Annotated in this window: 23 protein-coding genes; 16 read left to right on the forward strand and 7 right to left on the reverse strand. The window is 62.6% G+C overall.

Going from position 1 to position 25,764, the window contains the following annotated elements; translation table 11 throughout:
• Positions 1 to 64: 64 nt before the first annotated feature.
• The 3 genes from B5526_RS27475 to B5526_RS27485 all read right to left on the reverse strand — a co-directional run bounded on the left by B5526_RS27475 (position 65) and on the right by B5526_RS27485 (position 4,530).
• Positions 65 to 1,843 carry an adenylate/guanylate cyclase domain-containing protein gene (locus B5526_RS27475; protein ID WP_079542930.1) on the reverse strand — a complete coding sequence of 593 codons (1,779 nt, stop codon included), beginning with the start codon at positions 1,841 to 1,843 and terminating at the stop codon, positions 65 to 67.
• A gap of 1,132 nt (positions 1,844 to 2,975) precedes the next feature.
• Positions 2,976 to 3,302, reverse strand: coding sequence for a hypothetical protein (locus tag B5526_RS27480; protein ID WP_079542931.1), 327 nt, complete (start codon positions 3,300 to 3,302; stop codon positions 2,976 to 2,978).
• A 94-nt stretch (positions 3,303 to 3,396) separates the two neighbouring features.
• Positions 3,397 to 4,530, reverse strand: a complete 1,134-nt coding sequence (locus tag B5526_RS27485) for a site-specific DNA-methyltransferase (RefSeq protein WP_079542932.1) — start codon at positions 4,528 to 4,530, stop codon at positions 3,397 to 3,399.
• 353 nt (positions 4,531 to 4,883) lie between these two features.
• Here B5526_RS27485 and ypfJ point away from each other — a divergent pair, with 353 nt between their 5' ends.
• Both ypfJ and moaB read left to right on the forward strand, forming a co-directional pair.
• A complete protein-coding gene (ypfJ, locus tag B5526_RS27490; RefSeq protein WP_079542933.1) occupies positions 4,884 to 5,813 on the forward strand; it encodes a KPN_02809 family neutral zinc metallopeptidase in 930 nt (309 codons plus the stop codon).
• A gap of 116 nt (positions 5,814 to 5,929) precedes the next feature.
• A complete protein-coding gene (gene moaB / locus B5526_RS27495) occupies positions 5,930 to 6,493 on the forward strand; it encodes a molybdenum cofactor biosynthesis protein B (protein ID WP_079542934.1) in 564 nt (187 codons plus the stop codon).
• A gap of 113 nt (positions 6,494 to 6,606) precedes the next feature.
• On the opposite strand, the gene B5526_RS27500 is transcribed toward moaB, so the two are convergent.
• Complete coding sequence (locus B5526_RS27500) at positions 6,607 to 7,173, reverse strand: glycosyltransferase (protein ID WP_079542935.1); 567 nt, start codon at positions 7,171 to 7,173, stop codon at positions 6,607 to 6,609.
• Positions 7,174 to 7,363: 190 nt separating this feature from the next.
• On the opposite strand from B5526_RS27500, the gene B5526_RS27505 reads away from it, so the two are divergent.
• The 4 genes from B5526_RS27505 (at position 7,364) to B5526_RS27520 (ending at position 11,666) form a co-directional block, all read left to right on the forward strand.
• Entirely contained in the window at positions 7,364 to 8,527 is a 1,164-nt protein-coding gene (locus tag B5526_RS27505) for a PA0069 family radical SAM protein (protein WP_079542936.1), read from the forward strand.
• 56 nt (positions 8,528 to 8,583) lie between these two features.
• Positions 8,584 to 9,156, forward strand: a complete 573-nt coding sequence (locus B5526_RS27510) for a GNAT family N-acetyltransferase (RefSeq protein WP_079542937.1) — start codon at positions 8,584 to 8,586, stop codon at positions 9,154 to 9,156.
• 62 nt (positions 9,157 to 9,218) lie between these two features.
• Entirely contained in the window at positions 9,219 to 9,977 is a 759-nt protein-coding gene (locus B5526_RS27515; protein ID WP_079542938.1) for a ribonuclease HII, read from the forward strand.
• Positions 9,978 to 10,157: 180 nt separating this feature from the next.
• Complete coding sequence (locus tag B5526_RS27520) at positions 10,158 to 11,666, forward strand: glycosyltransferase family 39 protein (protein ID WP_079542939.1); 1,509 nt, start codon at positions 10,158 to 10,160, stop codon at positions 11,664 to 11,666.
• Positions 11,667 to 11,761: 95 nt separating this feature from the next.
• On the opposite strand, the gene B5526_RS27525 is transcribed toward B5526_RS27520, so the two are convergent.
• Positions 11,762 to 12,628 (reverse strand): uracil-DNA glycosylase, encoded by an 867-nt coding sequence (locus B5526_RS27525; protein ID WP_079542940.1) that lies wholly within the window; start codon positions 12,626 to 12,628, stop codon positions 11,762 to 11,764.
• A 254-nt stretch (positions 12,629 to 12,882) separates the two neighbouring features.
• Between B5526_RS27525 and B5526_RS27530 the strand changes: the two genes are divergently transcribed.
• From B5526_RS27530 to B5526_RS27540, 3 genes are all read left to right on the forward strand, one after another.
• On the forward strand, positions 12,883 to 14,541 hold the full coding sequence (locus B5526_RS27530) for an electron transfer flavoprotein-ubiquinone oxidoreductase (RefSeq protein WP_079542941.1): 1,659 nt from the start codon (positions 12,883 to 12,885) through the stop codon (positions 14,539 to 14,541).
• Positions 14,542 to 14,895: 354 nt separating this feature from the next.
• Complete coding sequence (locus tag B5526_RS27535; RefSeq protein ID WP_079542942.1) at positions 14,896 to 16,695, forward strand: tetratricopeptide repeat protein; 1,800 nt, start codon at positions 14,896 to 14,898, stop codon at positions 16,693 to 16,695.
• 19 nt (positions 16,696 to 16,714) lie between these two features.
• Positions 16,715 to 17,599 carry a 4-(cytidine 5'-diphospho)-2-C-methyl-D-erythritol kinase gene (locus B5526_RS27540; RefSeq protein ID WP_079542943.1) on the forward strand — a complete coding sequence of 295 codons (885 nt, stop codon included), beginning with the start codon at positions 16,715 to 16,717 and terminating at the stop codon, positions 17,597 to 17,599.
• A gap of 17 nt (positions 17,600 to 17,616) precedes the next feature.
• On the opposite strand, the gene B5526_RS27545 is transcribed toward B5526_RS27540, so the two are convergent.
• Together B5526_RS27545 and B5526_RS27550 are read right to left on the reverse strand one after the other, a co-directional pair.
• Positions 17,617 to 18,249 (reverse strand): LysE family translocator, encoded by a 633-nt coding sequence (locus B5526_RS27545; protein ID WP_079542944.1) that lies wholly within the window; start codon positions 18,247 to 18,249, stop codon positions 17,617 to 17,619.
• Between the two features lie 2 nt (positions 18,250 to 18,251).
• Positions 18,252 to 19,262, reverse strand: a complete 1,011-nt coding sequence (locus B5526_RS27550; protein WP_079545480.1) for a polyprenyl synthetase family protein — start codon at positions 19,260 to 19,262, stop codon at positions 18,252 to 18,254.
• Positions 19,263 to 19,395: 133 nt separating this feature from the next.
• Between B5526_RS27550 and B5526_RS27555 the strand changes: the two genes are divergently transcribed.
• The 7 genes from B5526_RS27555 (at position 19,396) to glyS (ending at position 25,741) form a co-directional block, all read left to right on the forward strand.
• On the forward strand, positions 19,396 to 19,623 hold the full coding sequence (locus tag B5526_RS27555) for a DUF2007 domain-containing protein (protein ID WP_079542945.1): 228 nt from the start codon (positions 19,396 to 19,398) through the stop codon (positions 19,621 to 19,623).
• On the forward strand, positions 19,616 to 20,392 hold the full coding sequence (locus B5526_RS27560) for a tRNA1(Val) (adenine(37)-N6)-methyltransferase (RefSeq protein WP_079542946.1): 777 nt from the start codon (positions 19,616 to 19,618) through the stop codon (positions 20,390 to 20,392). The genes B5526_RS27555 and B5526_RS27560 overlap by 8 nt, the downstream gene beginning before the upstream one ends.
• Positions 20,393 to 20,630: 238 nt before the next feature.
• Positions 20,631 to 21,542: a S49 family peptidase gene (locus B5526_RS27565; RefSeq protein ID WP_079542947.1), complete on the forward strand. Its 912-nt coding sequence runs from the start codon at positions 20,631 to 20,633 to the stop codon at positions 21,540 to 21,542.
• Between the two features lie 109 nt (positions 21,543 to 21,651).
• The gene (locus B5526_RS27570; RefSeq protein ID WP_079545482.1) at positions 21,652 to 21,843 is read left to right on the forward strand and encodes a hypothetical protein; all 192 of its coding nucleotides are present in this window, start codon (positions 21,652 to 21,654) and stop codon (positions 21,841 to 21,843) included.
• 201 nt (positions 21,844 to 22,044) lie between these two features.
• Entirely contained in the window at positions 22,045 to 22,995 is a 951-nt protein-coding gene (locus B5526_RS27575; RefSeq protein ID WP_079542948.1) for a glycine--tRNA ligase subunit alpha, read from the forward strand.
• Positions 22,996 to 23,090: 95 nt separating this feature from the next.
• A complete protein-coding gene (locus B5526_RS27580; RefSeq protein WP_079545485.1) occupies positions 23,091 to 23,498 on the forward strand; it encodes an endonuclease domain-containing protein in 408 nt (135 codons plus the stop codon).
• A gap of 5 nt (positions 23,499 to 23,503) precedes the next feature.
• Positions 23,504 to 25,741, forward strand: a complete 2,238-nt coding sequence (gene glyS / locus B5526_RS27585; RefSeq protein WP_154071486.1) for a glycine--tRNA ligase subunit beta — start codon at positions 23,504 to 23,506, stop codon at positions 25,739 to 25,741.
• The last annotated feature ends 23 nt before the right edge of the window (positions 25,742 to 25,764 follow it).

Here is a 25,764-nt window from a genome sequence, read left to right on the forward strand (position 1 = left end):
GCATGTCTCAAACGTGCCAGAAGCGGTCATTCCGGTTATCCCGTCTTCGGTAGCGTACCCGGGTTCATTCGGGCAATCCCGCTTTACGCAGACCCTCAATCAGCAGCTTCGAGTTTGATTGCCCGCCCCGAGCGGTCCACTCGGAAATTGTGAACGCGCGATCGACCTCAAGCAGACGCGCCGCCGCCTCACGGGCCTCAGCATCACGTCCGAGATGGGCGAAGGCGGACGCGAGACAGCGGTAAGCTGCCGAAAAAGAGGGGTTCTGACGCAGGGCTTTCTTCCCTGCGACGATGGCCTCATTAAAGCGACGAAGCTCAATAAAGGCCGTGCCCATCCCAGCAAACGTCAGGTGTAGCCGCGGGTCTACCGGGCTCATGCGAATGGCGTGTTCAAAACTCCTGACCGCTTCCTCTGGCAGCCCCGCAATTCGATAGACCTGGCCTCTGCAGCCCCATGCCAGAAATGAATTTGGGTTGAGCGCGACCGCCCGGTCAGCCCATTCGATCTCACTCTCGCAATCGCCGACCATGAAGGACGAGATTACGGCCGCCAATGCTAAGATGTCTGGATCATTGTCGTCGAGGCTCAATGCCAAGCGAAGAAGCCGAACTGCTTCGTTGCGTTCGAATTTGGGATCGATGGCGTAGCCCCAAAGGACGCTTTGCATGTGACAGACACCTGCCAAAGCCGCGACCAAGCCGAACCGAGGGTCCAGCTCCAAAGCGCGATGAGCCAGTTTGATCGCCTCAGCCAAACCTTCGCGAGTCGCTAGGTAAAACTGCGGCATTGCTCGAAGATACAAATCATAGGCGGTGAGGTTCTCCGGTCGCCGCCGCGCCGCCAGTGCAATTTCTGTTTGAAGCAACTTTGGCTGAATGGCCGAGACGACGGCGACCGTGACTTCGTCCTGAAGCGCGAAAATGTCTGTTAGGTCACGCTCGAACCTATCCGCCCATATGTGCGTGCCCGTCACCGCATCAATCAATTGCCCGCTAATGCGAACCTTCCCCGAAGCCTTGCGCACAGACCCCTCAAGGACATAGCGCACGCCAAGCCTGCGTCCGACCTCCTTCACATCGACGGCTTGGCCTTTGAACGTAAAGCTCGAATTGCGAGCGATCACGAACAACCATTTGAAACGCGACAGCGCGGTAATAATCTCCTCAACCATCCCATCTGCAAAATACTCCTGCTCGGGATCGCCGGACATGTTCTGGAACGGAAGCACGGCGATAGACGGCTTGTCGGGGAGTGCCAGAGCTTGCGTGCTCTCGACAGGCGGCTCTATCGGCGCTGCCGCAGAACCGCTCGCATTCATCCTCAACCGCCACGCTCGCATCGGTTCAACAATATTCTTCAGGTTCTGCGGACCCATATCCTCAAAGGCGAAATCGACCTTCCCGCGGACCTGACGTTGTGCGTCGTCAGAGATGCAAACGCCACCCGGCTCCGCAATCCCTTCAAGGCGAGCGGCGATGTTGACGCCGTCGCCAAAGATATCGTTGTCATCGACGATGATGTCACCGACGTGGATGCCGATGCGAAATTCGATCCGCTTGACCTGCGGCATCGTAGCATTTTGCTCAGCCATACCGCGCTGGACCTCAATGGCGCAGCGCACCGCATCTACGACACTGCCGAACTCAGCGAGCACGCCATCGCCCGTGTGCTTGACGACCTTGCCACGATGTTCGCTGATCTTGGGATCAGCGAGCCCACGCAAACGCTCCCTCAGCCGGACGTGTGTCCCTTCCTCGTCCAAGCCGGTCAGGCGACTATATCCAGCCACATCAGCCGCAAGGATAGCTGCAAGCCGCCGCTCAACGCGATTGTCGGTCAAAACGGCCTCCCGAGATCGGTAGATCCGTCGGACATATCAAAGCATATGGCGTTGCCCTTGGGCTAGGGCCAATGTCCGAGTTGGGTCATTTTCGGAAATAGGTTCCGGCGGTTGCAGAGTCCGCTTTTCCTCCATGAACGGACTTCATTGGTAGCGACGTGTTCGCCGAAGCTCGCAGGGCGACTGCGTCCGCCGAAGCTCGCAGAGCGAAGGAGGAAGGCGGAAGCGATACCCATCGTGTTCTAGACGACCGCGACGGGTTTCGCGAAGCTCAACCCAGCCTGCGATCTGTTGCCTGACGGGCTGTCTAATTTGCCTGACGGGCAAATCAGTTAGCTTGGCTGGTGACAGGCCTGTCCAGCCCCCTTTGCAAAAATGTTTCTGTTTTTCCGAAATGCAAATCAGGCTATATGATTTGCCGTCCCGTCCCACTGAGGGGCGGTTCGCGATCGTCACGGACGCGGGGCGGGATGCGGTGGACGCGGATGCGCCGATAACGAACGGCGCTGAGGCGGACGGCGAAGTCGTGTGGTCCTGACGCCCCGACGCTGGCGTCAAGTTCTTGAGAAGCAAGCTTCTCAGGGGCGACGGTGGCAAGAAAGCCCGGTCGCCGGGGAGAGCGCGAAGTAAGCCGTAAACCATTGCGCGGGGAGTGCTGGGTGATTCCGGTGTGACCTGACTAACGCGTGTGCGCTCTCACACTATCATTGCACACGCGGCTATCGGGCGCATCGGGCGCCCGGCATTCCCTGCGCCCTCTGACTGGAGAGGGCGGGAAGTTGATGGCAAACCTCGAGCAAAACGCGCTGCGAGATCGCGAAGTTATGTCTGCTGTTTGAAAATTGAATCCCATCTGTCATCGCCCGGCATAGCCGTCCGAAGGACGGCGTCGCTTCCGCTCGCCTATGACCGGGCGACCCAGTATTCCAGAGGCAGCTGCGATTAAGCCGAGGGGCCGCGGCGTACTGGATCCCCCGGTCAAGCCGGGGGACGACGACTTCTTATGAAGCAGGCACTGTGCGCCACTCGCGCGACCCGTTAGCGATGCCCTGGAACGACGAAGGCAAGATGCGTGGTTTGAAGATTCAGCCCGCCGCCATCTCGGAACGGATTTCGGCGCGCAACTCGTCGATCATTTGACGTAGAAAACGCCGAATAATCCCGCGACGATCAATCCAGCGCCGATCACGTCAATGATGGCCGCGAAACGAACTGCCGAATGCAAATTCGAAGCTTGAACGCCGCGTTCCGATCGGCTCGCATAACCGTGGACGATGACCTGTTGATTGTAATCGCGATTGGCGTCCAACCCGTCGGCCAAGCCGGCGCAAATCAGGAGAATGCCGAGAAGGATGAGACCGGCAAAGCCGAGGAACGCCAAAAGCAGCATCGGAAATATGCCGACAAAAAAGATCGGCAATAGCGCTAGCAGGAGCGGTGTCTCGGCTTGTCTTCGCATCGGACGACCAATCAAGATAGCAAGTGATGCTCGTCGATTGTAGTCCCTGTCCTCGCGCCGAAGCAAGATGCAAGGGCTGCATGGCCGATAGGCGTCAGCCCGCCGCCATCTCGGAGCGGATTTCGGCGCGCAGCTCGTCGATCAGCTTGAGGCCCTTGTTGGTCTCGATGTGCCAGAAGGTCCAGCCGTTGCAGGCTTCGGCGCCCTGCGCCACCGCGCCGATGCGGTGGATCGAGCCGACCTTGTCGCCAAGCATGATGGCGCCGTCGGCGCGGACCAGCGCGCCGTGGCGCTTCTTGGAATCGACGAGTTTAGTGCCGGGCGGAATCATGCCGCGCTCGATCAATTCGGAGAACGCGACACGGGGCGCGTCGCGCGCGGTCATGAAGGGCGCTAGCGTTGCTTCCGGCAGCGGTGCGACCGCGGCGATGCGGTCAACGGCAGCCGCCGCATAGGCCTTGTCGCGCTCGAAGCCGATATAGCGGCGGCCGAGACGCTTTGCCACCGCGCCCGTGGTGCCGGTGCCGTTGAACGGATCGATCACGAGATCGCCGGGCTTTGATGACGACAGCAGCACCCGCGCCAGCAGGCCTTCGGGTTTTTGGGTCGGATGGACCTTCTTGCCGTCGGTGCCCTTGAGGCGCTCCTCGCCGGTGCAGAGCGGGATCAGCCAGTCGGAACGCGCCTGCACGTCCTCGTTGGCGGCCTTCAGGGCTTCGTAGTTGAACGTATAGCCCTTGGCGTTTTCGTCGCGCGCGGCCCAGATCATGGTTTCGTGGGCATTGGTAAAACGGCGGCCGCGGAAATTCGGCATCGGATTGGTCTTGCGCCAGACGATGTCGTTGAGCACCCAGAATCCCAGATCCTGCATGATGGCGCCGACGCGGAAAATATTGTGATACGAGCCGATCACCCACAAGGTCGCCGACGGCTTCATGACGCGGCGGCAGGCGAGCAGCCAGGCGCGGGTGAAATCGTCATAGGCGGCAAAGGATGAAAACTTGTCCCAGTCATTGTTGACGGCGTCGACATGGGATTCGTCGGGACGCTTGAGGTCGCCCTTGAGCTGCAGATTATAGGGCGGATCGGCGAATACCAGGTCGACGGAGGCGGCCGGCAATTTCGACATCTCGGCGACGCAATCGCCTACGACGATACGGGTACTCGAGGCGGACTCAAATTTAGTGCGGGGCGCCCTTGCAGACGCCCCGCGACGCGACACAACCATGACTCAAATACTCTGACTCAGGCGACGCTGTCGGCGACGCGGGACCAAACAACCGACTGGCGATACATTGACCGGCCAAAGTAAAAATCGACTTAATCGAAAATATTATCGAACGAAATTGCGATGGTTCTTCGGTTCGCTGCGACGGAGAGCTTCGCACCGCCATGCAGCATCGCGCCCGGCGAACTTCGATTCGAAACGACACTGGAAATCGATGTTTCCGGTGTGTTTTGCGCGGAAGTTCTCTGCGCCGCCGCACTAGGCAATTTTTGCCGGGCGGGTTATTGATTAACGGAATGGAAATTTTACGTGACTGTCGCGTTGGTAGCAGCCGGGATTAAGGAAACACCGCCATGCGTTACGATGACTTCCGCCGCAGCGACGACATCGAAGACCGTCGCGGCGATGATGGTGGCGGGGGCGGTGGCGGCCTCGGCCTGCCGATGGGCGGCGGCGGGCTCGGCATCGGCACCATCATCGTGCTTGGCCTGGTCGGTTACGCCTTCGGCATCGACCCGCGGATCCTGATCGGCGGCGCGCAAATTCTCACCGGCGGCGGCCAGGCGCCGACCTACCAGACCGATCGCAGGTCCGGCACGGTCAAGACCGGCGCGCCGACCGACGAGATGGGCAGCATGATCGCCGGCATACTGGGTGAGATCGACGATCGCTGGAGCGAGATTTTCCAGGCCTCGGGGCAATCCTATACCGGTCCGAAAATCGTGCTGTTTCGCAACGCCACCAATGGCGGGCGCTGCGGCATGGCGCAGTCGGCGATGGGACCGTTTTATTGTCCGCCGGACAAGACGATTTTCCTCGATACTGGCTTCTTCCGCGAGGTCGAGACGCGGTTTCGCGGCTGCTCCGGCAATGCCTGCAAGTTCACCGCGGCCTATATCATCGCCCATGAGGCCGGCCATCACGTGCAAAACCTGCTCGGCATCCTGCCGCGGGTGACGCGGCTGCAGCAGCAGGCCGGCAGCAAGGCCGAATCCAACGCGCTGCAGGTCAGGGTCGAGCTGCAGGCGGATTGCCTGTCGGGCGTCTGGGTCAACCGCGAGGAGAAAAAGCGGCCGGGCTTCCTCGAAGCCGGCGACATCGATGCGGCGCTGACCACGGCGTCCGCGATCGGCGACGATACGCTGCAGCGGCAGGCGACCGGGCGGGTGGTGCCTGACTCCTTCACCCACGGCTCCGCCGCGCAGCGCAAGCAATGGTTCATGACCGGCTATCAGCAGGGCACCGTGCAGGCCTGCAACACGTTTGGCGGGGGCAGTCCATAACGACATTAATCGTCATGGTCGGGCTCGTCCCGGCCATCCACGTCTTTGCCAGCCGCGAGAAAGTGAAGACGTGGATGCCCGGCACAAGGCCGGGCATGACGAGAGGGAGGCAGTCTATGTCCTCGATCGACGAGACCAAACAATTCATTCCGCTCAATATCGCGGTGCTGACGATTTCCGATACGCGCTCGCTTGCGGATGACAAATCCGGAACCACTCTGGCGGAGCGGCTCATCGCGGCCGGCCATCATCTCGCGGCGCGCGAGATCATCGTCGACGACGTCGAGGCGATCCGCATCATCATCAAGCGATGGATTGCCGATCCCGGTGTCGACGTCGTCATCACCACCGGCGGCACCGGTTTTACCGGCCGCGATGTGACGCCGGAGGCGGTCGAGCCCCTGTTCGAAAAGCGGATGGACGGCTTTTCCATCGCGTTTCATATGCTGAGCTACGCCAAGATCGGCACCTCGACCGTCCAAAGCCGCGCCACCGCAGGCGTTGCCGGCGCCACCTTCATCTTCTGCCTGCCGGGATCGCCCGGCGCCTGCCGCGATGCCTGGGACGGAATCCTGTTGGCCCAGCTCGATTACCGGACACGGCCCTGCAATTTCGTCGAGATCATGCCGCGGCTCGACGAACATCTGCGCCGCCCGAAAGCGCAGGGGGCGTCGGCTTAACCTTGTCATTCCGGGGCGCGCGATAGCGCGAACCCGGAATCTCGAGATTCCCCGATGTGCAATTGCACATCTGAGGTTCGCCGCTTCGCGTCGCCCCGGAATGACGGGGACTGTCACGCAACCATGATCCGGCTGCGCAATACGGTGCGCGCGCGGCCGAGCTGCCGGAGCAGCCTTTTCTCGGAGCGGCGGGCGTCGGGCGCGTAGCCGCCGAGCCGGTCGTAATGCTCGCGTGCGATCAACAGTCCCTGATCCGCCGACGGCCCGCTGATCATCCTTGCCACGAATTTGAAACCATCCCACAGCCCTGGCTCGGCATAGGGCGAGCGGGCATAACGGAAGATGGCGGCGCGCGGCCGGTCGCTTAAGGAGACGCGCTGGATGAATTGCGTGGTTTCATCGATCCAGCCCGTATCCAGCACCGCACCCGCATGCAGGAACATCAGCCACGGCGAGCGGGCCTGGCGCGCGCCGGCTGCCAGCGCCGCGGCATGCGATCCCTCGAAGCGCAGGAAACGACAGCCCGCGACATCGGCGACCCGCTCAATCACGCCGGTGTCCGAACGGTCGACCAACAGCACCTCCCGTATCACGCCGGCGGCGGCGCCGGGCACCAGAGCTGCGAGGGTAGCTACCGCAGGCTGCTCGACGCCTTCGGTGGGAATAATGACGCTCAGCATTGATAAGTTCTTCGATCCCCTCAAGCGGCTTTAAAAAAACGTCGCACAATTATCATCTTGTCACATTCAAGACAGCATGCCGGCTGCAGCTTTTTACGGCAATGCGGCCGCCGCTTGCCCAGCCCCAGCTTGGCAGCAAAAGATAATCTGATGTTCTTGATTTGTTCTCAGGGCGTGCTATCTAGAGCCCATGAGTCGAGCATCCTCTCATGCCCTCAAGCACCCGCCGGTCACGGCGCCCTCCGAACCGGCGGGTGCGACTTCGCCTTTTCCCGAGCTGGCGGTCGCCATCGAACGCGAGCGGCGGCGTGGCCGCGGCGCGCAATCCAACGACAGCGGCCGTTTCGAGGCCGAAGCCCGCGTAGCCTTCGACGACGGCTGGCAGAGCCTAGATGAGTTGCCGCCGTTCAAGACCAGCGTCGCGCTCGATACGGCGCGAAAGGTCATCACCCGCAACGATTCCCCCGATATCGGCTTCGACCGTTCGATCAATCCTTACCGGGGTTGCGAGCATGGCTGCGTCTATTGCTTCGCGCGGCCGACCCACGCTTTTCTCGGCCTGTCGCCGGGGCTCGACTTCGAAACCAAACTCTTTGCAAAACCCGATGCGCCGCAGCTTCTGGAAAAGGAACTGGCGGCGCAGGATTACGAACCACGCATGATCGCGATCGGTACCAACACCGATCCGTATCAGCCGATCGACCGCGAGCGCAAGATCATGCGCGGCATTCTGGAGGTGCTGGATCGGGCCTCGCATCCGGTCGGCATCGTGACCAAATCGGCGCTGGTGACCCGCGACATCGATATTCTGTCACGGATGGCGAAGCGCAATCTGGCAAAAGTGGCGATCTCGGTGACGACGCTCGACGCCAAACTGGCGCGCACCATGGAGCCGCGGGCCTCGACGCCGCCGAAGCGGCTAGAGGCGCTGCGGCAACTCTCGGAAGCCGGAATTCCGACCACGGTGATGGTGGCGCCGGTGATCCCCGCGCTCAACGATGCCGAGATCGAGCGCATTCTCGACGCCGCCGCGCATGCCGGCGTCAAGGAAGCGAGCTATGTGCTGCTGCGGCTGCCGCTGGAAGTGCGCGACCTCTTCCGCGAATGGCTGATGGCCAATTATCCCGACCGCTATCGCCACGTCTTCACCCTGATCCGAGACATGCGCGGCGGGCGCGATTACGACTCGCAATGGGGAACGCGGATGAAGGGCACCGGACCGATGGCCTGGATGATCGGACGCCGCTTCGAAATCGCCTGCGAAAAATTAGGGCTCAACAAGCGGCGTTCGAAACTGACCACCGAACATTTCGCGCGGCCGAAACGCAGCGGACAGCAGTTGAGTCTTTTTTAGTGGTTGGCGCGTGACCCTACCTTCTGAAACTCCGCGGATGGCGCTACGATGGGCGGATGAACCCCGACTCGCAGCCATCATCCGCAGTCAGTGACGGCGTTGTGCTCACAACTCCGCGCATGGTGCTGCGCGCAGTTGGCGAGGCCGACATTCCTTGGCTGCATCAGAAAATCTTCAGCGTTCCGGAAGTAATGAACTGGGTGTTCGCGGGCACGGCGTTATCGCGATCAGAATCGGACAGTTTCATTCGCGAAAACTTCAATTTCAAAGCCGCGCCGACCGGCCTGTGCGCGCTGGTCGACAAGGCAAGCGGCGAGCTGATCGGGTTTGCAGGGCTAAGCCCGTGTCAGGCTTTGGCGGATGATGATCTGGAATTCGGGTTCGTATTGGCGCGCGAAGCCTGGGGGAAGGGTCTTGCGACCGAAATCGGGCAGGCACAACTCGCTCTTGGATTCGAGCAACTTGGGCGGCCACGGCTGCTTGCGCTGGCCTCTGCACAGAACGCGGCCTCGATCGGTACGCTGCAAAAGCTTGGAATGCATTACCATTCGGATGAGACCCCGGTCGGCCGCAGCCTACGCCGGGTTTATTGCATTGGTGCCGACGAATGGCGTCAACGTCACCACTGAATAGCGGGAATTGCGCCGGGTTCCCGGTTGCGCGCCGGCCGCCGCTTGCGCACGATCCCGGCATGATTCGGGAAAAATCCGCCAAAGACCCCGCAAAGCCGACAAAAGGCGTGATCGCGGTCGCGCCGCCGAGCTTTCGCCGCGAGCGCGCGCTGATCAAGCGCGGGGTCTGGCCGGTGGCCGGCTGCGATGAGGCCGGGCGCGGGCCGCTGGCGGGCCCGGTGGTGGCCGCAGCCGTGGTGCTCGATCCCAAACGGATCCCCAAAGGCATCGACGATTCGAAGCGGCTGACACCGGAGCGCCGCGAGGAACTGTTCGAGGAAATCTGCAAGACCGCATCCTTCGCGGTCGCCTTCGCCTCGCCGGCGCGGATCGACCGCGACAATATCCTGCGCGCCTCGCTATGGGCGCTTGCGCGCGCGGTCGGTGCGCTGCCGGAAATGCCCAAACATGTCTTCGTCGATGGCCGCGACAAGCTCGATACCGCGTGCGACTGCGACGCGGTGATCGGCGGCGACGGAATTGTGGTCTCGATCGCGGCGGCCTCGATCATCGCCAAGGTGACGCGCGACCGCCTGATGCGCGCCCTGGCGCAGGATTGCCCGGGGTATGGCTTCGAATCCCACAAGGGTTACAGCGTGCCGGAGCATCTCGAGGCGCTGGACCGGCTGGGCCCGTCGGTGCATCACAGAAGCTTCTTCGCACCCGTTGTGGCGGCGCGGGAAAAACATCAGCCATGGACGGTCAAACGCGAACCCGACCTGTTTGCGGAAACGCTGACGGGTGCCGAGGCAAGCGCGGAGATTTCCGCCGGCCTTTGATGCCGGTTGCCTCGGTCGGCGGCGGGCTTTAATACCCTCTCATTGACCAGCTCGAAGCGTTAGGCCTCAATCGTGAGGCGCGCACTCCAAGGCGGCACATTTGCGCTGTCCGGTGCGCGTCTTCGGCCCTGAGGGACATTCCTGCCGGTCAGCTCGTTTCGAAAGCGATCCAGCCGTTTCATGCGTTTCACCTCCCTGATCGTCGAACTGATCCGCGCCCGGCCGCGGCTGGTGGTGTGGCTCGTGGTGCTGTTTCAGGCCGCGCTGTGGCTGATCATCCCGCTAATGCTCTATCGCAGCCCTCCCGGCGACTTGGCGACCGTGCTCGCTTACGGCCGGGAATACCAGGTCGGCACCGACCTCGGCCCGCCGCTGGCGTTCTGGCTTGCCGATATCGCGTTTCGTCTCGCCGGCAATCACGTGTTCGGCGTCTATCTGTTGGCGCAGCTTTGCGGGGTCGCGATGTTCTGGACGCTGTATCAGCTGGCGCGCGCCATCGTCGGCGGCCAGCAGGCGGTGCTCGCGGTGCTCCTGACCATGACGGTCGCAGCCTTCAGCTGGCCCAGCCTCGAGTTCGGTCCCGCGGTGCTGGCGCGTCCGCTGTGGGCGCTGTTGCTGCTGCACTCCTGGCAATTGATCGGCCAGAACCGGCGCAACGCCTGGTTCGCGTGGTCGATCGACGCCGGGCTTCTGCTTTTGACGATTTCTGCCGCACCCGTTCTGTTGCTGCTGGTCGCAGGCTTTGCGGTCACGACCGCGCGCGGGCGGCGCACGCTGCAGTCGTTCGATCCGCTGTTCGCGCTTTTGGTGGTCGCCGTGCTGGCGCTGCCCTATCTGATCTGGGTGATCCGCGCCGACGCGCTCGCGTTGCCGCCATGGCCGGCGCTTTCGGATTTGAGCGGCAGGGCGTTGCACTGGGGAATTTTGCTCGGCGGCCTCGTGCTCGCAATTTCCGGCATCGTGCTGCTGATGCTGCTCAACTCCGGCTGGTTCGCGCGCAATCCGGAAGAGGCGCCGATCATCTATCGGCCGCCGGTCGATCCGCTGGCGCGCGAATTCGTGTATTTCTTCGCAATCGCGCCGGCGCTGGCCGGAAGCCTGATCGCGGGTGTTTTCAATTTCGACGGTGTCGCCGGCGGGGCCGGGGTCGCGCTGTTGATGTCGGGGCTCGCCGCGATCGTCGCGACCGGCGATCTCGTTCAGCTGCGGCGTCAGCGCCTGCTGCGCTCGGTCTGGGCGGCCGCCATTCTCGCGCCCGCGCTCGCAGCGCTTGCGGCGACGGTCTTTTTGCCCTGGACCGGCAATGGCGAGGTGGCGACGTCGCTGCCGGCGAAAGCGATTGCCAATTTCTTCGGCGACAGTTTTGAGCGGCGCACTAATCGCCCGCTCAAAGCCGTGACCGGCGATGCCCAGCTTGCGGCCCTGATTTCGCTGGACACCGCCCGTCCGCATCTGCTTTTCGCCACCGCGCCGGAGCGGACGCCATGGCTTGACTTCGCAAAATTCAACGAAACCGGCGGCATCGTGGTGTGGCGCGCATCGGATACGGTCGGCACGCCGCCGCCCGAAATCGCACAGCGATTTCCGGGCCTCGTGCCCGAAGTGCCGCGCGCGTTCGAGCAGCTCGTGACGGGACGGCAGCCGCTATTGCGGATCGGCTGGGCCATCGTGCGGCCGAAGGTGCCGTAGCTTGCCCCTCATGGTGAGGAGCGCGTCTTCGCGCGTCTCGAACCATGAAGGCCCCGATGCGGCCATCCTTCGAGACGCCCGCAAGAGCGGGCTCCTCAGGATGAGGGCATTTGCTCGGCGCTCAGGGATGAGGGCGAAGCTCCCTGTGCGAGCGCTTTCGCGATGGCGCGCAAATCCTGCCACGCCATCCGCTTGTAGGACGGCGAGCGCAACAGATAGGCCGGATGGAAAGTGGCAATCGCCCGGATCACCCGTGTGCCGGTGTCGTAGTCGAACCATTTGCCGCGGGTCTTCATGATGCCCTCGCGTGTCGACAATAGCGTTTGCGTCGAAGGATTGCCGAGCGTGACCAGCACATCCGGGTTCACCAGTTCGATCTGGCGCTGGATGAACGGCAGGCAAACTTGCGTTTCCTGCGGCGTCGGCGTGCGGTTGCCGGGCGGCCGCCAAGGAATGACGTTGGCGATATAGGCGCTGGTGCGGTCGAGCCCGATCGCTGCGATCATCCGGTCGAGCAATTTGCCGGAGCGGCCGACAAACGGCAGGCCCTCGATGTCTTCCTCGCGCCCGGGCGCCTCGCCGACGAACATGACCCGCGCCAGCGGGTTGCCGTCGGCGAACACCAGGCGGGTGGCGGTATGTTTGAGCGCGCAGCCATCGAATTGTTCCAACAGCGACCGCAACGCTTGAAGCGTCGGCGCGGTCCGCGCCGCCTCGCGCGCGGAGGTGATCGCCGCTTCCGGCGCGACCGCCGCCTCGCCGCGGGCAGGCGCGATCGCAGCAGGGGCTGCGGGGATGATTGTCCTGACCGGGCCGGGCGGCGGCGCTTCCCCTGGGCTGGAGACGATGATGTCTGGATCGGCGAGGCGATTGACCGGCGTTTCCGTGAGCGCGCAGTCGACCCCGGCCTCCAGATAAAAGGCCAGCAATTGCTGGACGGTAGGGGCAGGATCAGGGGTCATGGCATGGCGTCGAACGGCATCCTCCCTATCTAGAGCATGATCCGGAAAAGTGGAAACCGGTTTTCCGAAAAGATCATGCTCCGGCAAAAGGATAGCGCGAGAGCCTGATTCAACTCAGTTGAATCAGGCTCTCGCCGGATCGCGCCGCAACGAAACGCCTCAAGCGGCATTTCCATGTTGTTCTGGAGCGAAAAATCGGAAACAAAGCCCAGAGAACACAAAGCCGTTTTTGACCGGGCGGAGACCAGATCATCATGAGTGCCGAAGAATTGCCGCCGCGCGAATCCATGGAATTCGACGTCGTGATCGTCGGCGCCGGGCCGTCGGGCCTGGCGGCTGCGATCCGGCTGAAGGAGCTCAATCCCGATCTTGGCATCGTCGTGGTGGAGAAGGGATCCGAGGTCGGCGCGCACATCCTGTCGGGTGCGGTGATCGATCCGGTGGCGCTCGACAAGCTCATCCCGGACTGGCGCGAGGACGCCGACTGCCCGCTGAAGACCCAAGTCAGGGATGACCGGTTCTACTGGATGACCGAAGGCACCGCGATCCGGCTGCCGAACATCATGATGCCGCCGCTGATGAGCAATCATCACTGCTATATCGGCTCGCTCGGCAATGTCTGCCGTTGGCTGGCGCGCAAGGCCGAGGCGGTCGGGGTCGAGATTTACCCGGGTTTTGCCGCGACCGAAGTGCTCTGCGATGAAAAGGGCGCGGTGCGCGGCATCGCCACCGGCGATATGGGCATCGCCAAGGATGGCTCGCACAAATCCTCGTTCACCCGCGGCATGGAACTCGTCGGCAAATATACGCTGTTCGCCGAAGGCGCCCGCGGCAGCCTGACCAAACAGCTGATCGCGAAATATTCGCTCGACGCCAACTCGGAGCCGCCGAAATTCGGCATCGGGCTGAAGGAAGTCTGGCAGATCGACGCTTCGAAACACCAGAAGGGCCTGATCCAGCATTCGTTCGGCTGGCCGCTCAACAATTCGACCGGCGGCGGCTCGTTCCTCTATCATTACGACGATAATCTGGTGGCGATAGGCTTCGTCGTTCATCTCAATTACGACGATCCTTACCTGTCGCCGTTCGATGAGTTCCAGCGCTTCAAGACCCATCCAGCGATCCGCACCTTGTTCGAAGGCGGCAAGCGTCTCGCCTATGGCGCGCGCGCCATCACCGAGGGCGGCTATCAATCCGTGCCGCGGCTGTCGTTCGCCGGCGGCGCGCTGATCGGCTGCGCGGCGGGCTTTGTCAACGTTCCGCGCATCAAGGGCGTGCATAATGCGCTCGGCAGCGGCATGCTGGCGGCCGAGCATGTCAACGCCGCGCTCGGCGCCGGCCGCGCCAATGATGAACTCGTCGAATATGAAAAGGCGTGGCGGGATTCGGCGGTCGGCAAAGACCTGTACCCGGTCCGCAACGTCAAGCCGCTATGGTCGAAATTCGGCACCATCATCGGCGTCGCGCTCGGCGGCATCGACATGTGGTGCAACACGCTCGGCTTCTCGCTGTTCGGAACCCAGTCGCATGCCAAGCCCGACCGCAAGACGCTCGATCCGGCGAAGGCGCATGCCCCGATCGCGCCGCCGAAGCCGGACGGCAAGCTCACCTTCGACCGGCTGTCGTCGGTGTTCCTCTCCAACACCAATCACGAGGAGGACCAGCCGGTACATCTGAAGGTCACTGATATGAACCTTCAGAAGACCTCCGAGCATGATGTCTATGCGGGGCCGTCGAATCGCTATTGCCCGGCCGGCGTCTATGAGTGGGTCGAGGAGGCGTCGGGGCCGCGCTTCGTCATCAACGCCCAGAACTGCGTCCACTGCAAAACCTGCGACGTCAAGGATCCGAACGGTAATATCACCTGGGTTCCACCGGAGGGCGGTGGCGGACCCAATTACGAGGCGATGTGACCACGATTGCGTGAGCCATCGCGCGAAGGGGTACCAGTTCGCGACAGGAATACGCCTCAGAATACGTACTGAAAACGCGTCAGCATAAGTGACGGAACCTCCGTTCCGATCATGGAAAGGTGGCTCTGAGCAGGACGCCCGGTCACGATACCGCCACACTGCAAGGGTTTTCAGGGCGGGCTGGCGAAACCGGGGCCAAAGGCGACGCCTTCTGCCAATCGAATAGGCTTCTCGTATTCTTGCCGTATCCTTGCGGTTGAACGCCAAACGCGGCATTGTCGTGGGTCTTGATGCCGCCGGTTTGGTTCGCATTCGAGATTGATCCGTAAAATCCTGGAGCTAGGGCGAACCGTGATGTTTTCCATTCGTTTCAATCGCTGGACGATTGCCGCATTCGCCTTCACCGCATTCGGCTTTGCGGCGCTCGCCATGCCGGGCTCGGTTTCGGCGCAAACGCCCGATCATCCCACCGACAATTCTGCGCAATTTCCGACCAGCCATGATCTGAGATCGCTGACGATGTCGGGCAGCTATCTGGCCGCCCGTCATGCAAGCGTCGAGCGGGATTCCAATTCGGCGGCGACCTTCTATCGCTCGGCGCTTCGCACCGATCCCAAGAACAACGAACTCCTGGACCGCGCCTTCATCTCATCGCTCGCCGACGGCGACATCGACGAGGCCGTCAAGCTCGCCGAGCGAATCCTGACGGTGGACAAGTCCAATCGCGTCGCCCGTCTCGTGCTCGGCGTGCGCGATCTGAAGGCGAAGAAATATGCCGCCGCGCAGCTCAACATCAATCAGTCGATCCGCGGGCCGATCACCGATCTGGTGGCAACGCTGTTGTCGGGCTGGGCCAGTTACGGCGCCGGCGACACCAAGGCGGCGGTCGCCGGTATCGACAAGCTGACCGGGCCGGAATGGTACCCGATCTTCAAGGACCTGCATGCCGGCCTGATCCTCGAGCTTGCCGGCAAGGAAAAGGACGCCGGCGCGCGGTTCGAGCGCGCCTACAAGCTCGACGATTCCATGCTGCGGGTCGCGGATGCCTATGCGCGCTGGCTGTCGCGCTACAAGGATGACCCAACGGCTACCGGCATCTACGAGGCATTCGACAAGAAGCTGCCGCGGCATCCGCTGGTGCTGGAAGGCCTGCGCGAAACCAAGGCCGGCAAGAAGCTGCCGCCTTTGGTCGACTCGGCCCAGGCCGGCGCCGCCGAAGCGCTGTACGGCATCGGGGCGATGCTGACGCGGAAGGGCGGCGAGGACCTCGCGCTGGTCTATCTGCAGCTCTCGCTTTATCTCGCGCCCAATCATCCGCTGGCGCTGCTGTCGCTCGCCGATCTCTATGAGTCGGTGAAGAAGCCTCAGATGGCGATCAAGGTCTATGAGCGGATGCCGGCGAGTTCGCCGCTCAAGCGCAATGCGGAAATTCAGCTCGCGACCAATCTCGACGCCGCCGACCGCAGCGACGACGCGATCAAGATCCTGAAAGGCGTCACTACAGCAGATTCCAAGGATATCGAAGCCATCATGGCGCTCGGCAATATCGAGCGCGGCCGCAAGAAGTTCGCCGACTGCGTCGATACCTATTCAAAGGGCATCGACGCGCTGCCGGATGCCAACGATAAGACCAACTGGGTCTATTACTATTACCGCGGCATCTGCGAGGAGCGCTCCAAGCAGTGGAGCAAGGCGGAAGCCGATATGCGCAAGGCGCTCGATCTGCAGCCCGAGCAGCCCCATGTGCTGAACTATCTCGGTTATTCATGGGTCGATCAGGGCATCAACCTCGACGAAGGCATGAAGATGATCAAGCGCGCCGTCGATCAGCGCCCGGACGACGGCTACATCGTCGACTCGCTCGGCTGGGCCTATTTCCGCATCGGCAATTACGAGGACGCGGTGAAGAATCTCGAGCGGGCGATCGATCTCAAGCCGGAAGACCCGACCATCAACGACCATCTCGGCGACGCCTATTGGCGCGTCGGCCGGACGCTGGAAGCGAAATTCCAGTGGGCGCACGCCCGCGACCTGAAGCCCGAGCCGGAAGACCTGCCCAAGATCGAAGCCAAGATCGAAAACGGGCTGCCCGACGAGACTCCCTCGTCGGCCGCCTCCGCGGACAAGAAGAAAGAAGACGGCAAGGGCGGTTGATCGAAGGGTTGGTTCGCCGATGATGGCGCTAATTGACGACGCGCGTGCCAAGGTCAACCTGACCCTGCGGGTGGTTGGACGGCGGGTCGACGGCTATCACGATCTCGAAAGCGTGGTTGCGTTCGCCGATTGCGCCGACCGCCTGAGCCTGACGCCGGCACCTCGGCTCCATCTCACGACCACCGGGCCCTTAGCGCAGGCCTGCGGCGAGGCCGCCGACAATCTGGTGTTCAAGGCCGCCCAATTGCTCGGTGAGCACGTTGGCAATCTCAAGCTCGGCGATTTCACCCTCGAGAAGATACTGCCGGTGGCCTCCGGCATCGGCGGTGGTTCGGCCGATGCTGCCGCGGCGCTGCGGCTGTTGGCGCAGCTCAACGGCCTTGCCATCGACGATGCACGGTTAATCGAGGTCGCGCGCTCGACTGGCGCCGACGTACCGGTATGCCTTGGCTCGCGCGGCTGCGTGATGACCGGCATCGGCGAAACGCTGCTGCCGCTGAATTTGCCGAAAATGCCCTGCGTGATGGTCAATCCGCGCGTTCCCGTCGCGACCAAAGACGTGTTCAACGCGCTCGGTTTGCGCAATGGCGAGCTTCTGGTAGGCGCCGCCGACGTGATGGACGCGCCAGGCTGGCCGGACGACGGTGCCTCGCTGGAAGACTGGGTCGAAGCGCTCAGCGCCGGCAGCAACGACCTCGAAGCGCCGGCAATGCGCATTCAGCCCATGATCGGCGAGGTGCTCGCGGCGCTCAGCGCCACCGATGGCGCCTGGCTGGCGCGGATGTCAGGATCGGGCGCGACCTGTTTTGCGCTCTATGAAAACACCGCCGAGGCGCAGCGCGCGTCGCAGAAGATCCAGCAGGCCCACCCGCAATGGTGGGTGCATGCGGGGGTGTTGAGCTAGGTCAGCCCATCCAGCGCTTAGGCCGTGGCCGGCCGCCGCGCCAGCGCCAGCGATATTCCAAGCCCAGCGATAAAAAGCCCGGAGCCTTGTCGCAAACGCTGAACCAGCCGGGGCCGGCGAACGAGGTTTGCGCGGGCCGTAGACGCCATGGCGACCACGATGACGTCGGCGAAGGTGTTGAGCGCCACCGAGATCAGGCCGAGCGCCATGAACTGCAGCGCCGCATGGCCGGCCGCCGGTTCGATAAATTGCGGAATGAATGCGAGAAAGAACGCCGCGGTCTTGGGATTGAGCGCCTCGACCAGAACACCTTCCCGAAACGCCCGCTTTGCTCCGGTCGGCGCACTTTGGTCATGGGGCGTCCGGCCTCCTTCGCGAAAAGTCTTGATGCCGAGCCAGACCAGATAGAGCGCGCCTGCGAATTTGAGCGCGGTAAACAGCTGCGCGCTGGCGAGAATGATGGCCGAGACGCCAAGCGCGCCGGCGATGACATGGACAAGCCCGCCCAACGCCGTTCCAAAGGTGGATGCGATCCCGGCCTTTCTGCCCCCCGACAGCGTCCTCGCGGCCACGTAGAAAATGCCGGGACCGGGAATTGCGGCGATGACGAGTGCGGCCAGCAGGAACAGCGAAAAATTGGTGCCGCCCATACCTAATGCGACCGCGCCAGGCAGAACGCCACCACCTGCTCGAGCGCGGTTTTCATAGGCGAGGCCGGAAACAGCGCCAGCGCGTCGACCGCCATGGCGCCGTAATGCTGGGCGCGGTTGAGGGTGTCTTCCAGCGCGCGATGTTTTGTCATGAGCCCGATGGCATGGTCGAGATCGCCGTCGCGGATCTCGCCGCGCTCCAGCGCCTTGACCCAGAACGCGCGTTCGGAATCGTTGCCGCGGCGGAATGCCAGCACCACCGGCAGCGTGATCTTGCCCTCGCGGAAATCGTCGCCGATGTTCTTGCCGAGTTTTGCGGCCTTGCCGCCGTAGTCCAGCACGTCGTCGACGAGCTGGAACGCGATGCCGAGATTCATGCCGACCGAGCGGCACGCGGTCTGCTCGGCTTTCGGACGGTTGGCGATCACCGGGCCGACCTCGCAGGCGGCTGCGAACAATTCGGCGGTCTTGCCGCGGATCACGGCGAGATATTCGTCTTCGGTGGTGGCGGTGTTCTTCGCCGCCGCCAGTTGCATCACTTCGCCTTCGGCAATGGTCGCCGCGGCCGACGACAAAATGTCGAGCGCGCGCAGCGAGCCGACCTCGACCATCATGCGAAAGGCCTGGCCAAGCAGGAAGTCGCCGACCAGGACGCTCGCCTCATTGCCCCACAGCATCCGCGCCGACAGCTTGCCGCGTCTGAGCTCGCTTTCGTCGACCACGTCGTCGTGCAAAAGCGTCGCGGTATGCATGAACTCGACGGAGGCCGCGAGTTTGATGTGGCCGTCGCCGGAATAACCGGCGAGGCCGGCCATGGCGAGCGTCAGCATCGGGCGCAGCCGTTTTCCCCCCGAGGAGATCAGGTGGTTGGCGACCTCGGGGATCATGGTGACTTCCGAGCCGGTCCGCGACAATATGGTAGCGTTGACACGCGCCATATCGGCGGCGACAAGGCCGACCAGCTGATCTATCGAAGCGCCCGAGGGGCTCTCGAAGGGTACAATAACCGCCACGCTGGTCTCCACATTTGTCGGATTCGCACTATCCTTGACGGTATAACAATAGAAAGCGCAGGGGAACGCGGCAAGGGCATGAAGCGATTTGACGCGGGCTTGCGCTGGGCGTCGACCGACAAAGGAGCCAAAATTGCGGGAATTGGTTCGGACCAACGATATCGTGCTGGTTTCGGCGATCGGCGCGCTGCTGGATGGCGCCAACATCCATCATCTGGTGCTCGATCAGAATATGAGCATCATCGAGGGATCGCTCGGCGTCTTGCCGCGCCGTATTTTGGTCCACGAGGACGACAACCGTCAGGCGCGCCAGCTTCTGGCCGATGCCGGTCTTGGCCACGAATTGCGGGCCGATGACTGATCCCGCGGCCGACGCGCGCGCATTCACCGAGGATGCATTTCTCGGCGGGCAATTGCGGCTGCGGCAACCGAAATCGGGTCACCGCGCCGGCCACGATGCCGTGCTGCTGGCCGCCGCCACGCCGGCGCGTTCCGGCGATCGTGTGGTGGAATTCGGCGCCGGCGTCGGCGCCGCCGGCCTTGCGGTCGCCAGACGGGTTGGGGGAATCAAGCTCGTGATGGTCGAGATCGACGAGGCGCTTGCGGCGCTCGCGCGCGGCAATGCGGCTTCGAATGCGATTCCCGCTGATGTCGTCGTGCTCGACGTTACCTCTGCCGCCGACGCGTTTGCCGCGGCCGGCCTATCCCCTGACAGTTGTGACGTCGTGTTGATGAATCCACCGTTCAACGATCCCGCGCGGCACCGCGCCTCGCCCGACAAGGGCCGCGAGATCGCCCATGTGGCGACGTCAGTGACACTCGAGAGCTGGATACACGCGAGCCGGCGGATTCTGAAATCCGGTGGCGTCCTCACGCTGATCTGGCGCGCCGACGGCCTGGCCGAAGTTCTGGCGGCGCTCGATCGCGGCTTTGGCAGTCTTGCGATCCTGCCGGTTCATGCCGACGCCAAGAAGCCTGCGCTTCGCGTGCTGATTCGCGCCGTCAAGGGCGGCAAGGCACCCACGCAAATCTACGCAGGGCTGCTGCTCAATGATGAGTCAGCGCTGCCTAATAAGGAGGTGCAGGACGTTCTGGCGGGGAAGCGAGTATTGCCGCTGGCGCTCGCCTGAAGAGTGGTTCGCGGCGGCCAAAGGCGATTACTGCGGAAGCGTCTTCGACGGCTGTTCTGGCGCTGAAGTGAAGTAGGTCGCGGCCAAAAGTGTACCGATCAGCGCCAGCAGCAGGTAGATTTTCATGTCATCCTCCGGCGCGCGATTGCAGCCTGACAACGGCCCCAAAAGCAAAACACGTTCCGGTTCGATTGAATGACAGTCACGTGATAAAAAATAGTTAATTAGAGGTAATGAGATGACGGAACAGACGATCGACCGCAGCGGATGGCCGGGCCTGCTCGACAGGCTGATGGAATATCTCCCGGCCCGCCTGCGGCGTGGCATGGCCGTGGTTCCGGTGGTCCGGCTGTCGGGCTTGATCGGTCAGGTGACGCCGTTGCGGCCGGGCATGTCGCTTGCCGGCGTCGCCCGGACGCTGGAGCGTGCGTTTGCGACCAAGAATGCCAGGGCGGTGGCGCTGGTAATCAATTCGCCCGGCGGCTCGCCGGTGCAGTCGCGCCAGATCTATCTTCGCATTCGCCAGCTCGCCGCGGAGAAGAAACTGCCGGTATTGGTGTTCGTCGAGGACGTCGCGGCATCCGGCGGCTACATGCTGGCGTGCGCGGGCGATGAGATTTTCTGCGATCCATCCTCGATCCTGGGCTCGATCGGCGTGGTCGGCGGCTCCTTCGGATTTCAGGAGTTGATCAAGAAAATCGGCGTCGAGCGCAGGCTCTATACGGCCGGCGAACGCAAGGCGATGCTCGATCCGTTCCAGCCCGAAAACCCCGACGACGTCGCGCGCGTCAAAGCGCTTCAGCGCGAGATCCACGCGATCTTCATTGCGCTGGTCAAGCAAAGCCGGGGCGCGCGGCTCAAAGGCGCCGACGACGTGCTGTTCACCGGCGAATATTGGGCGGGCGAAACCTCGATCTCGCTGGGCCTTGCGGATGCGATCGGCGATCTGCGCTCGACCTTGCGCGCGCGCTATGGCGAGAAGGTGCTGACGCCGGTGATCGCGCCGGCGACCGGGTTGCTGTCGGGCCTGTTCGGCCGCAAATCGGCGGGCGCGGGGAGCCTCACGGCGCTGGAGGGCATCGGCGGGCTGCCGGATGAGTTGATTTCGGCGCTGGAGAGCCGGGCAATTTGGGCCAAATTCGGGTTCTAAACGCGAATTTACCCGCGCCATTTGGTCCCGGACAAGGCGATTGCGGCCAGGACCGGCTTGGGCGACAATATGGTGAGGGGGCGTGACGATGAACGACAAGGATCGACCGATGCCGCCGCTGATCGCATTCGCGGGCGTCCTGGGTGGGATGGCCGTGGTCCGCTGGGCCTACCGGACAGCCCTCCGGGTCAACAGGGAATTGGAAGAAGCCCGCCTCGCACGCCTCGCCGAGGCTGCCAGGTCGAGCGAAATTCCGACCTTGCGGCGGGATCCCACCACCGGCGCTTATCGCCCGGGCTGATTCTCCTCATCCTGAGGAGCAGGCGCAAGCCTGCGTCTCGAAGGATGGCCACAGGCACCGTCCGGGCCTCATGGTTCGAGACGCGCAAGATGCGCTCCTCACCATGAGGAACACCCCCTCAGGTTCCCGCATCGCCTTGATTCCACGGCGCACCGCCGATACGGTCCCGCGCGCGCGTACCCCCTTAAACCTGATCTGACGATGGACACCCTGCCTGCCCATATGCGCCCGGAACGCTCGTTCCAGGGTTTTATTCTGACCCTGCAACGGTTCTGGGCCGATCAAGGCTGCGTGATCCTGCAGCCTTACGATATGGAAATGGGCGCGGGCACTTTTCACCCGGCAACCACGCTGCGCGCGCTCGGCCCGAAGCGCTGGAACGCGGCCTATGTGCAGCCCTCGCGCCGTCCCAAGGATGGCCGCTACGGCGAAAATCCAAACCGCATGCAGCATTATTATCAGTTCCAGGTGATCCTGAAACCGTCGCCGCCGAACATCCAGGAGCTTTATCTGAAATCGCTGGAAGCGATCGGCATCGATCCGCATCTGCACGATATTCGGTTCGTCGAGGACGACTGGGAAAGCCCGACGCTCGGCGCCTGGGGCTTGGGGTGGGAATGCTGGTGTGACGGCATGGAAGTCTCGCAGTTCACATACTTTCAGCAGGTCGCAGGCGTCGAATGCGCGCCGGTTTCGGGCGAGCTCACCTACGGGCTCGAGCGGCTCGCGATGTATGTGCAGGGCGTCGACCGCGTCTACGATCTCAATTTCAACGGCCGCGAGGGCGCCGACAAGGTGACCTATGGCGACGTGTTCCTGCAGGCCGAGCAGGAATATTCGCGGCACAATTTCGAATACGCCGACACCGGCATGCTGTTCGAGCAGTTCAAGATGGCCGAAGAAGCCTGCAAGAAATATCTCGAGGCGGGATGGGTGGGCGGCCACAATCAGAGGCGGCATTTGATGGCGCTGCCGGCCTACGACCAGTGCATCAAGGCGAGCCACGTCTTCAACCTGCTCGACGCCCGCGGCGTGATCTCGGTGACCGAACGTCAGAGCTACATCATGCGCGTGCGTGAACTGGCAAAGGCCTGCGGCGAAGCCTGGGTGCATACCGAGGCGGGCGGGGCGGCCGCGGACGGCCCCCGGTGACTGCAGTTTTAAGTTGGAATATGGCGAGCGCGTACCTGCTCCCCTCCCGCCGCGCGCGAGGCGTGTGGCGGGGAGGGGTCGGGGGTGGGGGGTGGATGCCACAGAAACCACTGCGTCCCGTTGACCAGCGCGTTCCCCGCGCTCGCGCATTACGTCGTGACGCGACCGAAGCCGAAAAGAAACTCTGGCAACATTTGCGGCAGCCTCCGTTCAAGGACCACCACTTTCGGCGACAGGCAACGATCGGTCCTTACTTCGCCGACTTCGCCAGCCATCGCTCCAAAATTATCCTTGAGGTCGACGGCGGCCAGCATTCCCTTAGTGCCTCCGACGAGACACGTACCCGATATCTCGAGGCGAACGGCTATCGTGTTTTGAGATTCTGGAATAACGAGGTCCTTGAAAACATATCTGGCGTTCTCGTGACGATTGATACGGCGATCAACGCGGATGGACCCCCCACCCCCGACCCCTCCCCGCCGCAGGCGGGGGGAGGGGAGTAGGACCGATGCCTGACCTTCTGTTTGAGCTTTTCTCCGAAGAAATCCCCGCGCGCATGCAGGCGAAGGCGGCCGACGATCTGCGCCGCATGGTCACCGACAGACTGGTCGCCGAAGGCCTCGTCTATGAAGGCGCCAAAGCGTTCGCGACACCGCGGCGGCTGACGCTGACGGTGCACGGCATTCCGGCGCGGCAATCCGATTTGAAGGAAGAGCGCCGCGGCCCGCGCGTCGGCGGGCCGGAAACCGCGATCCAGGGATTTCTGAAAGCCACCGGCCTTGCCTCGATCGACGAGGCAAAAATCCAGCGCGATCCGAAGAAAGGCGATTTTTATGTCGCGCTGATCGAGAAGCCCGGCCGCGCGACGCTGGACGTGCTCGCCGACATGCTGCCGGTCATCATCAGGACCTTTCCATGGCCGAAGTCGATGCGCTGGGGCGAGCGCTCGGCCAGGCCAAGCTCGCTGCAATGGGTGCGGCCGCTGCATTCGATCGTCGCGACCTTCGGCATGGAGACTGAAGAACCCGATGTCGTGAATTTTTCGGTCGACGGCATCACAGCCGGCCAGACCACCTTTGGCCACCGCTTCATGGCGCCGGCGGCGATTTCCGTGCGCCGCTTCGAGGATTACGAGACGAAATTGCAGGCCGCAAAAGTCGTGCTCGATCCGCAGGCGCGCAAGGACATCATTTTGGCCGAAGCAAAGACCCTGGCGCAGGCGCAGAATCTTGAACTGGTCGAGGATCAGGCGCTGCTCGATGAAGTCGCCGGCCTGGTCGAATGGCCCGTGGTGCTGATGGGTTCGTTCGACAAGGAGTTTCTGTCTATCCCCGGCGAGGTGATCCGCGCCACGATCCGCAACAACCAAAAATGCTTTGTCGTCAGCGATCCCAAGACGGGTAAGTTGACCAACAAGTTCATCCTCACCGCCAACATCGAGGCGAGTGACGGCGGCAAGACCATCATCGGCGGCAACGAGCGCGTGATCCGCGCGCGACTCTCCGATGCGAAGTTTTTCTATGAGACGGATTTGAAGATCAGGCTCGAAGACCGGCTGCCGAAGTTCGACGGGATCGTGTTTCACGAGAAGCTGGGGACTCAGGGCGAGCGCATCAAGCGGATCGAGCGGCTGGCGGCCGAGATCGCGCCGCTGGTCGGCGCTGATGTCGAAAGGACAAAACGCGCGGCGCATCTGGCGAAGGCTGATTTGCTGACCGAAGTAGTCGGCGAATTCCCGGAGCTGCAGGGCTTGATGGGGAAGTATTACGCGCTGGCGCAGGGCGAGGATGCATCCGTCGCCGCCGCGAGCGAGGAGCATTACAAGCCGCAGGGACCCGCGGATCGCGTGCCGACCGACCCGGTGAGCATTGCGGTGGCGCTGGCGGACAAGATCGATACACTGGCCGGTTTTTGGGCGATCGATGAGAAGCCGACCGGGAGCAAGGACCCGTATGCGTTGCGGCGTGCGGCACTTGGCGTGATTCGGACCGTGTTGGACAATAATCTAAGAATGAAACTGTCGAGTGTTTTGGTCAGTCCTGTCATGCGGGTGCTCGACAAACATGTGCTCCTCACAAATGCTGAGCACCACTCGACAATGCGCTCTCAGCTTTGGAACGCACCGGCGTCTCATGAAGCTGCACTGGCGATTCTCTCGAAGCTGTTAGATTATGGGGTGAACCCCAAATGGCTTGTTGAAGAAAAGCTGGCCAAGCCCATCTTAGAGCTTCTCGCCTTCTTCGCAGACCGCCTAAAAGTCCAGCTGCGCGAACAGGGCGCGCGGCATGATCTCGTCGATGCCGTATTTGCGCTCGAAGGCCAAGACGACCTTCTGATGGTGGTCCGCCGCGTCGAAGCGCTAGGAAAATTCCTCGATACCGACGACGGCAAGAACCTGCTTGCGGGTACCAAGCGCGCGAGCAACATCCTCGCAATCGAGGAGAAGAAGGATAAGCGCAGCTATGATGGCGCGCCCGATCCCGCTCTCTATTCTCTCCCAGAAGAAAAGGCACTCGCAAAAGCGATCGAGCAGGTGAAGGTGGAAGCCGGCGCCGCCATCGCCAACGAAGATTTCGCCGGCGCGATGGGCGTATTGGCAAAATTGCGGCCGGCGGTGGATGCGTTCTTCGACAAGGTCAAGGTCAATGACGACGATCCAAAAGTGCGCGAAAATCGCCTGAAGCTGCTCAATGAAATCCGCGCGGCGACGCGCGCGGTTGCGGATTTTTCGAAGATACAGGACTAGCCTCGTGCCCCGGATACTGCGCA

Source organism: Bradyrhizobium lablabi, assembly GCF_900141755.1.
GTDB lineage: Bacteria > Pseudomonadota > Alphaproteobacteria > Rhizobiales > Xanthobacteraceae > Bradyrhizobium > Bradyrhizobium lablabi_A.

What these genes read in the sequence shown, in the direction of transcription:
- B5526_RS27480 (WP_079542931.1), bottom strand. Translation starts at nt 3,302, where the DNA reads ATGCGAAGACAAGCCGAGACACCGCTCCTGCTAGCGCTATTGCCGATC.
- B5526_RS27485 (WP_079542932.1), bottom strand. Translation starts at nt 4,530, where the DNA reads ATGGTTGTGTCGCGTCGCGGGGCGTCTGCAAGGGCGCCCCGCACTAAA.
- ypfJ (WP_079542933.1), top strand. Translation starts at nt 4,884, where the DNA reads ATGCGTTACGATGACTTCCGCCGCAGCGACGACATCGAAGACCGTCGC.
- moaB (WP_079542934.1), top strand. Translation starts at nt 5,930, where the DNA reads ATGTCCTCGATCGACGAGACCAAACAATTCATTCCGCTCAATATCGCG.
- B5526_RS27500 (WP_079542935.1), bottom strand. Translation starts at nt 7,173, where the DNA reads ATGCTGAGCGTCATTATTCCCACCGAAGGCGTCGAGCAGCCTGCGGTA.
- B5526_RS27505 (WP_079542936.1), top strand. Translation starts at nt 7,364, where the DNA reads ATGAGTCGAGCATCCTCTCATGCCCTCAAGCACCCGCCGGTCACGGCG.
- B5526_RS27510 (WP_079542937.1), top strand. Translation starts at nt 8,584, where the DNA reads ATGAACCCCGACTCGCAGCCATCATCCGCAGTCAGTGACGGCGTTGTG.
- B5526_RS27515 (WP_079542938.1), top strand. Translation starts at nt 9,219, where the DNA reads ATGATTCGGGAAAAATCCGCCAAAGACCCCGCAAAGCCGACAAAAGGC.
- B5526_RS27520 (WP_079542939.1), top strand. Translation starts at nt 10,158, where the DNA reads ATGCGTTTCACCTCCCTGATCGTCGAACTGATCCGCGCCCGGCCGCGG.
- B5526_RS27525 (WP_079542940.1), bottom strand. Translation starts at nt 12,628, where the DNA reads ATGACCCCTGATCCTGCCCCTACCGTCCAGCAATTGCTGGCCTTTTAT.
- B5526_RS27530 (WP_079542941.1), top strand. Translation starts at nt 12,883, where the DNA reads ATGAGTGCCGAAGAATTGCCGCCGCGCGAATCCATGGAATTCGACGTC.
- B5526_RS27535 (WP_079542942.1), top strand. Translation starts at nt 14,896, where the DNA reads ATGTTTTCCATTCGTTTCAATCGCTGGACGATTGCCGCATTCGCCTTC.
- B5526_RS27540 (WP_079542943.1), top strand. Translation starts at nt 16,715, where the DNA reads ATGATGGCGCTAATTGACGACGCGCGTGCCAAGGTCAACCTGACCCTG.
- B5526_RS27545 (WP_079542944.1), bottom strand. Translation starts at nt 18,249, where the DNA reads ATGGGCGGCACCAATTTTTCGCTGTTCCTGCTGGCCGCACTCGTCATC.
- B5526_RS27560 (WP_079542946.1), top strand. Translation starts at nt 19,616, where the DNA reads ATGACTGATCCCGCGGCCGACGCGCGCGCATTCACCGAGGATGCATTT.
- B5526_RS27565 (WP_079542947.1), top strand. Translation starts at nt 20,631, where the DNA reads ATGACGGAACAGACGATCGACCGCAGCGGATGGCCGGGCCTGCTCGAC.
- B5526_RS27570 (WP_079545482.1), top strand. Translation starts at nt 21,652, where the DNA reads ATGCCGCCGCTGATCGCATTCGCGGGCGTCCTGGGTGGGATGGCCGTG.
- B5526_RS27575 (WP_079542948.1), top strand. Translation starts at nt 22,045, where the DNA reads ATGGACACCCTGCCTGCCCATATGCGCCCGGAACGCTCGTTCCAGGGT.
- B5526_RS27580 (WP_079545485.1), top strand. Translation starts at nt 23,091, where the DNA reads ATGCCACAGAAACCACTGCGTCCCGTTGACCAGCGCGTTCCCCGCGCT.
- glyS (WP_154071486.1), top strand. Translation starts at nt 23,504, where the DNA reads ATGCCTGACCTTCTGTTTGAGCTTTTCTCCGAAGAAATCCCCGCGCGC.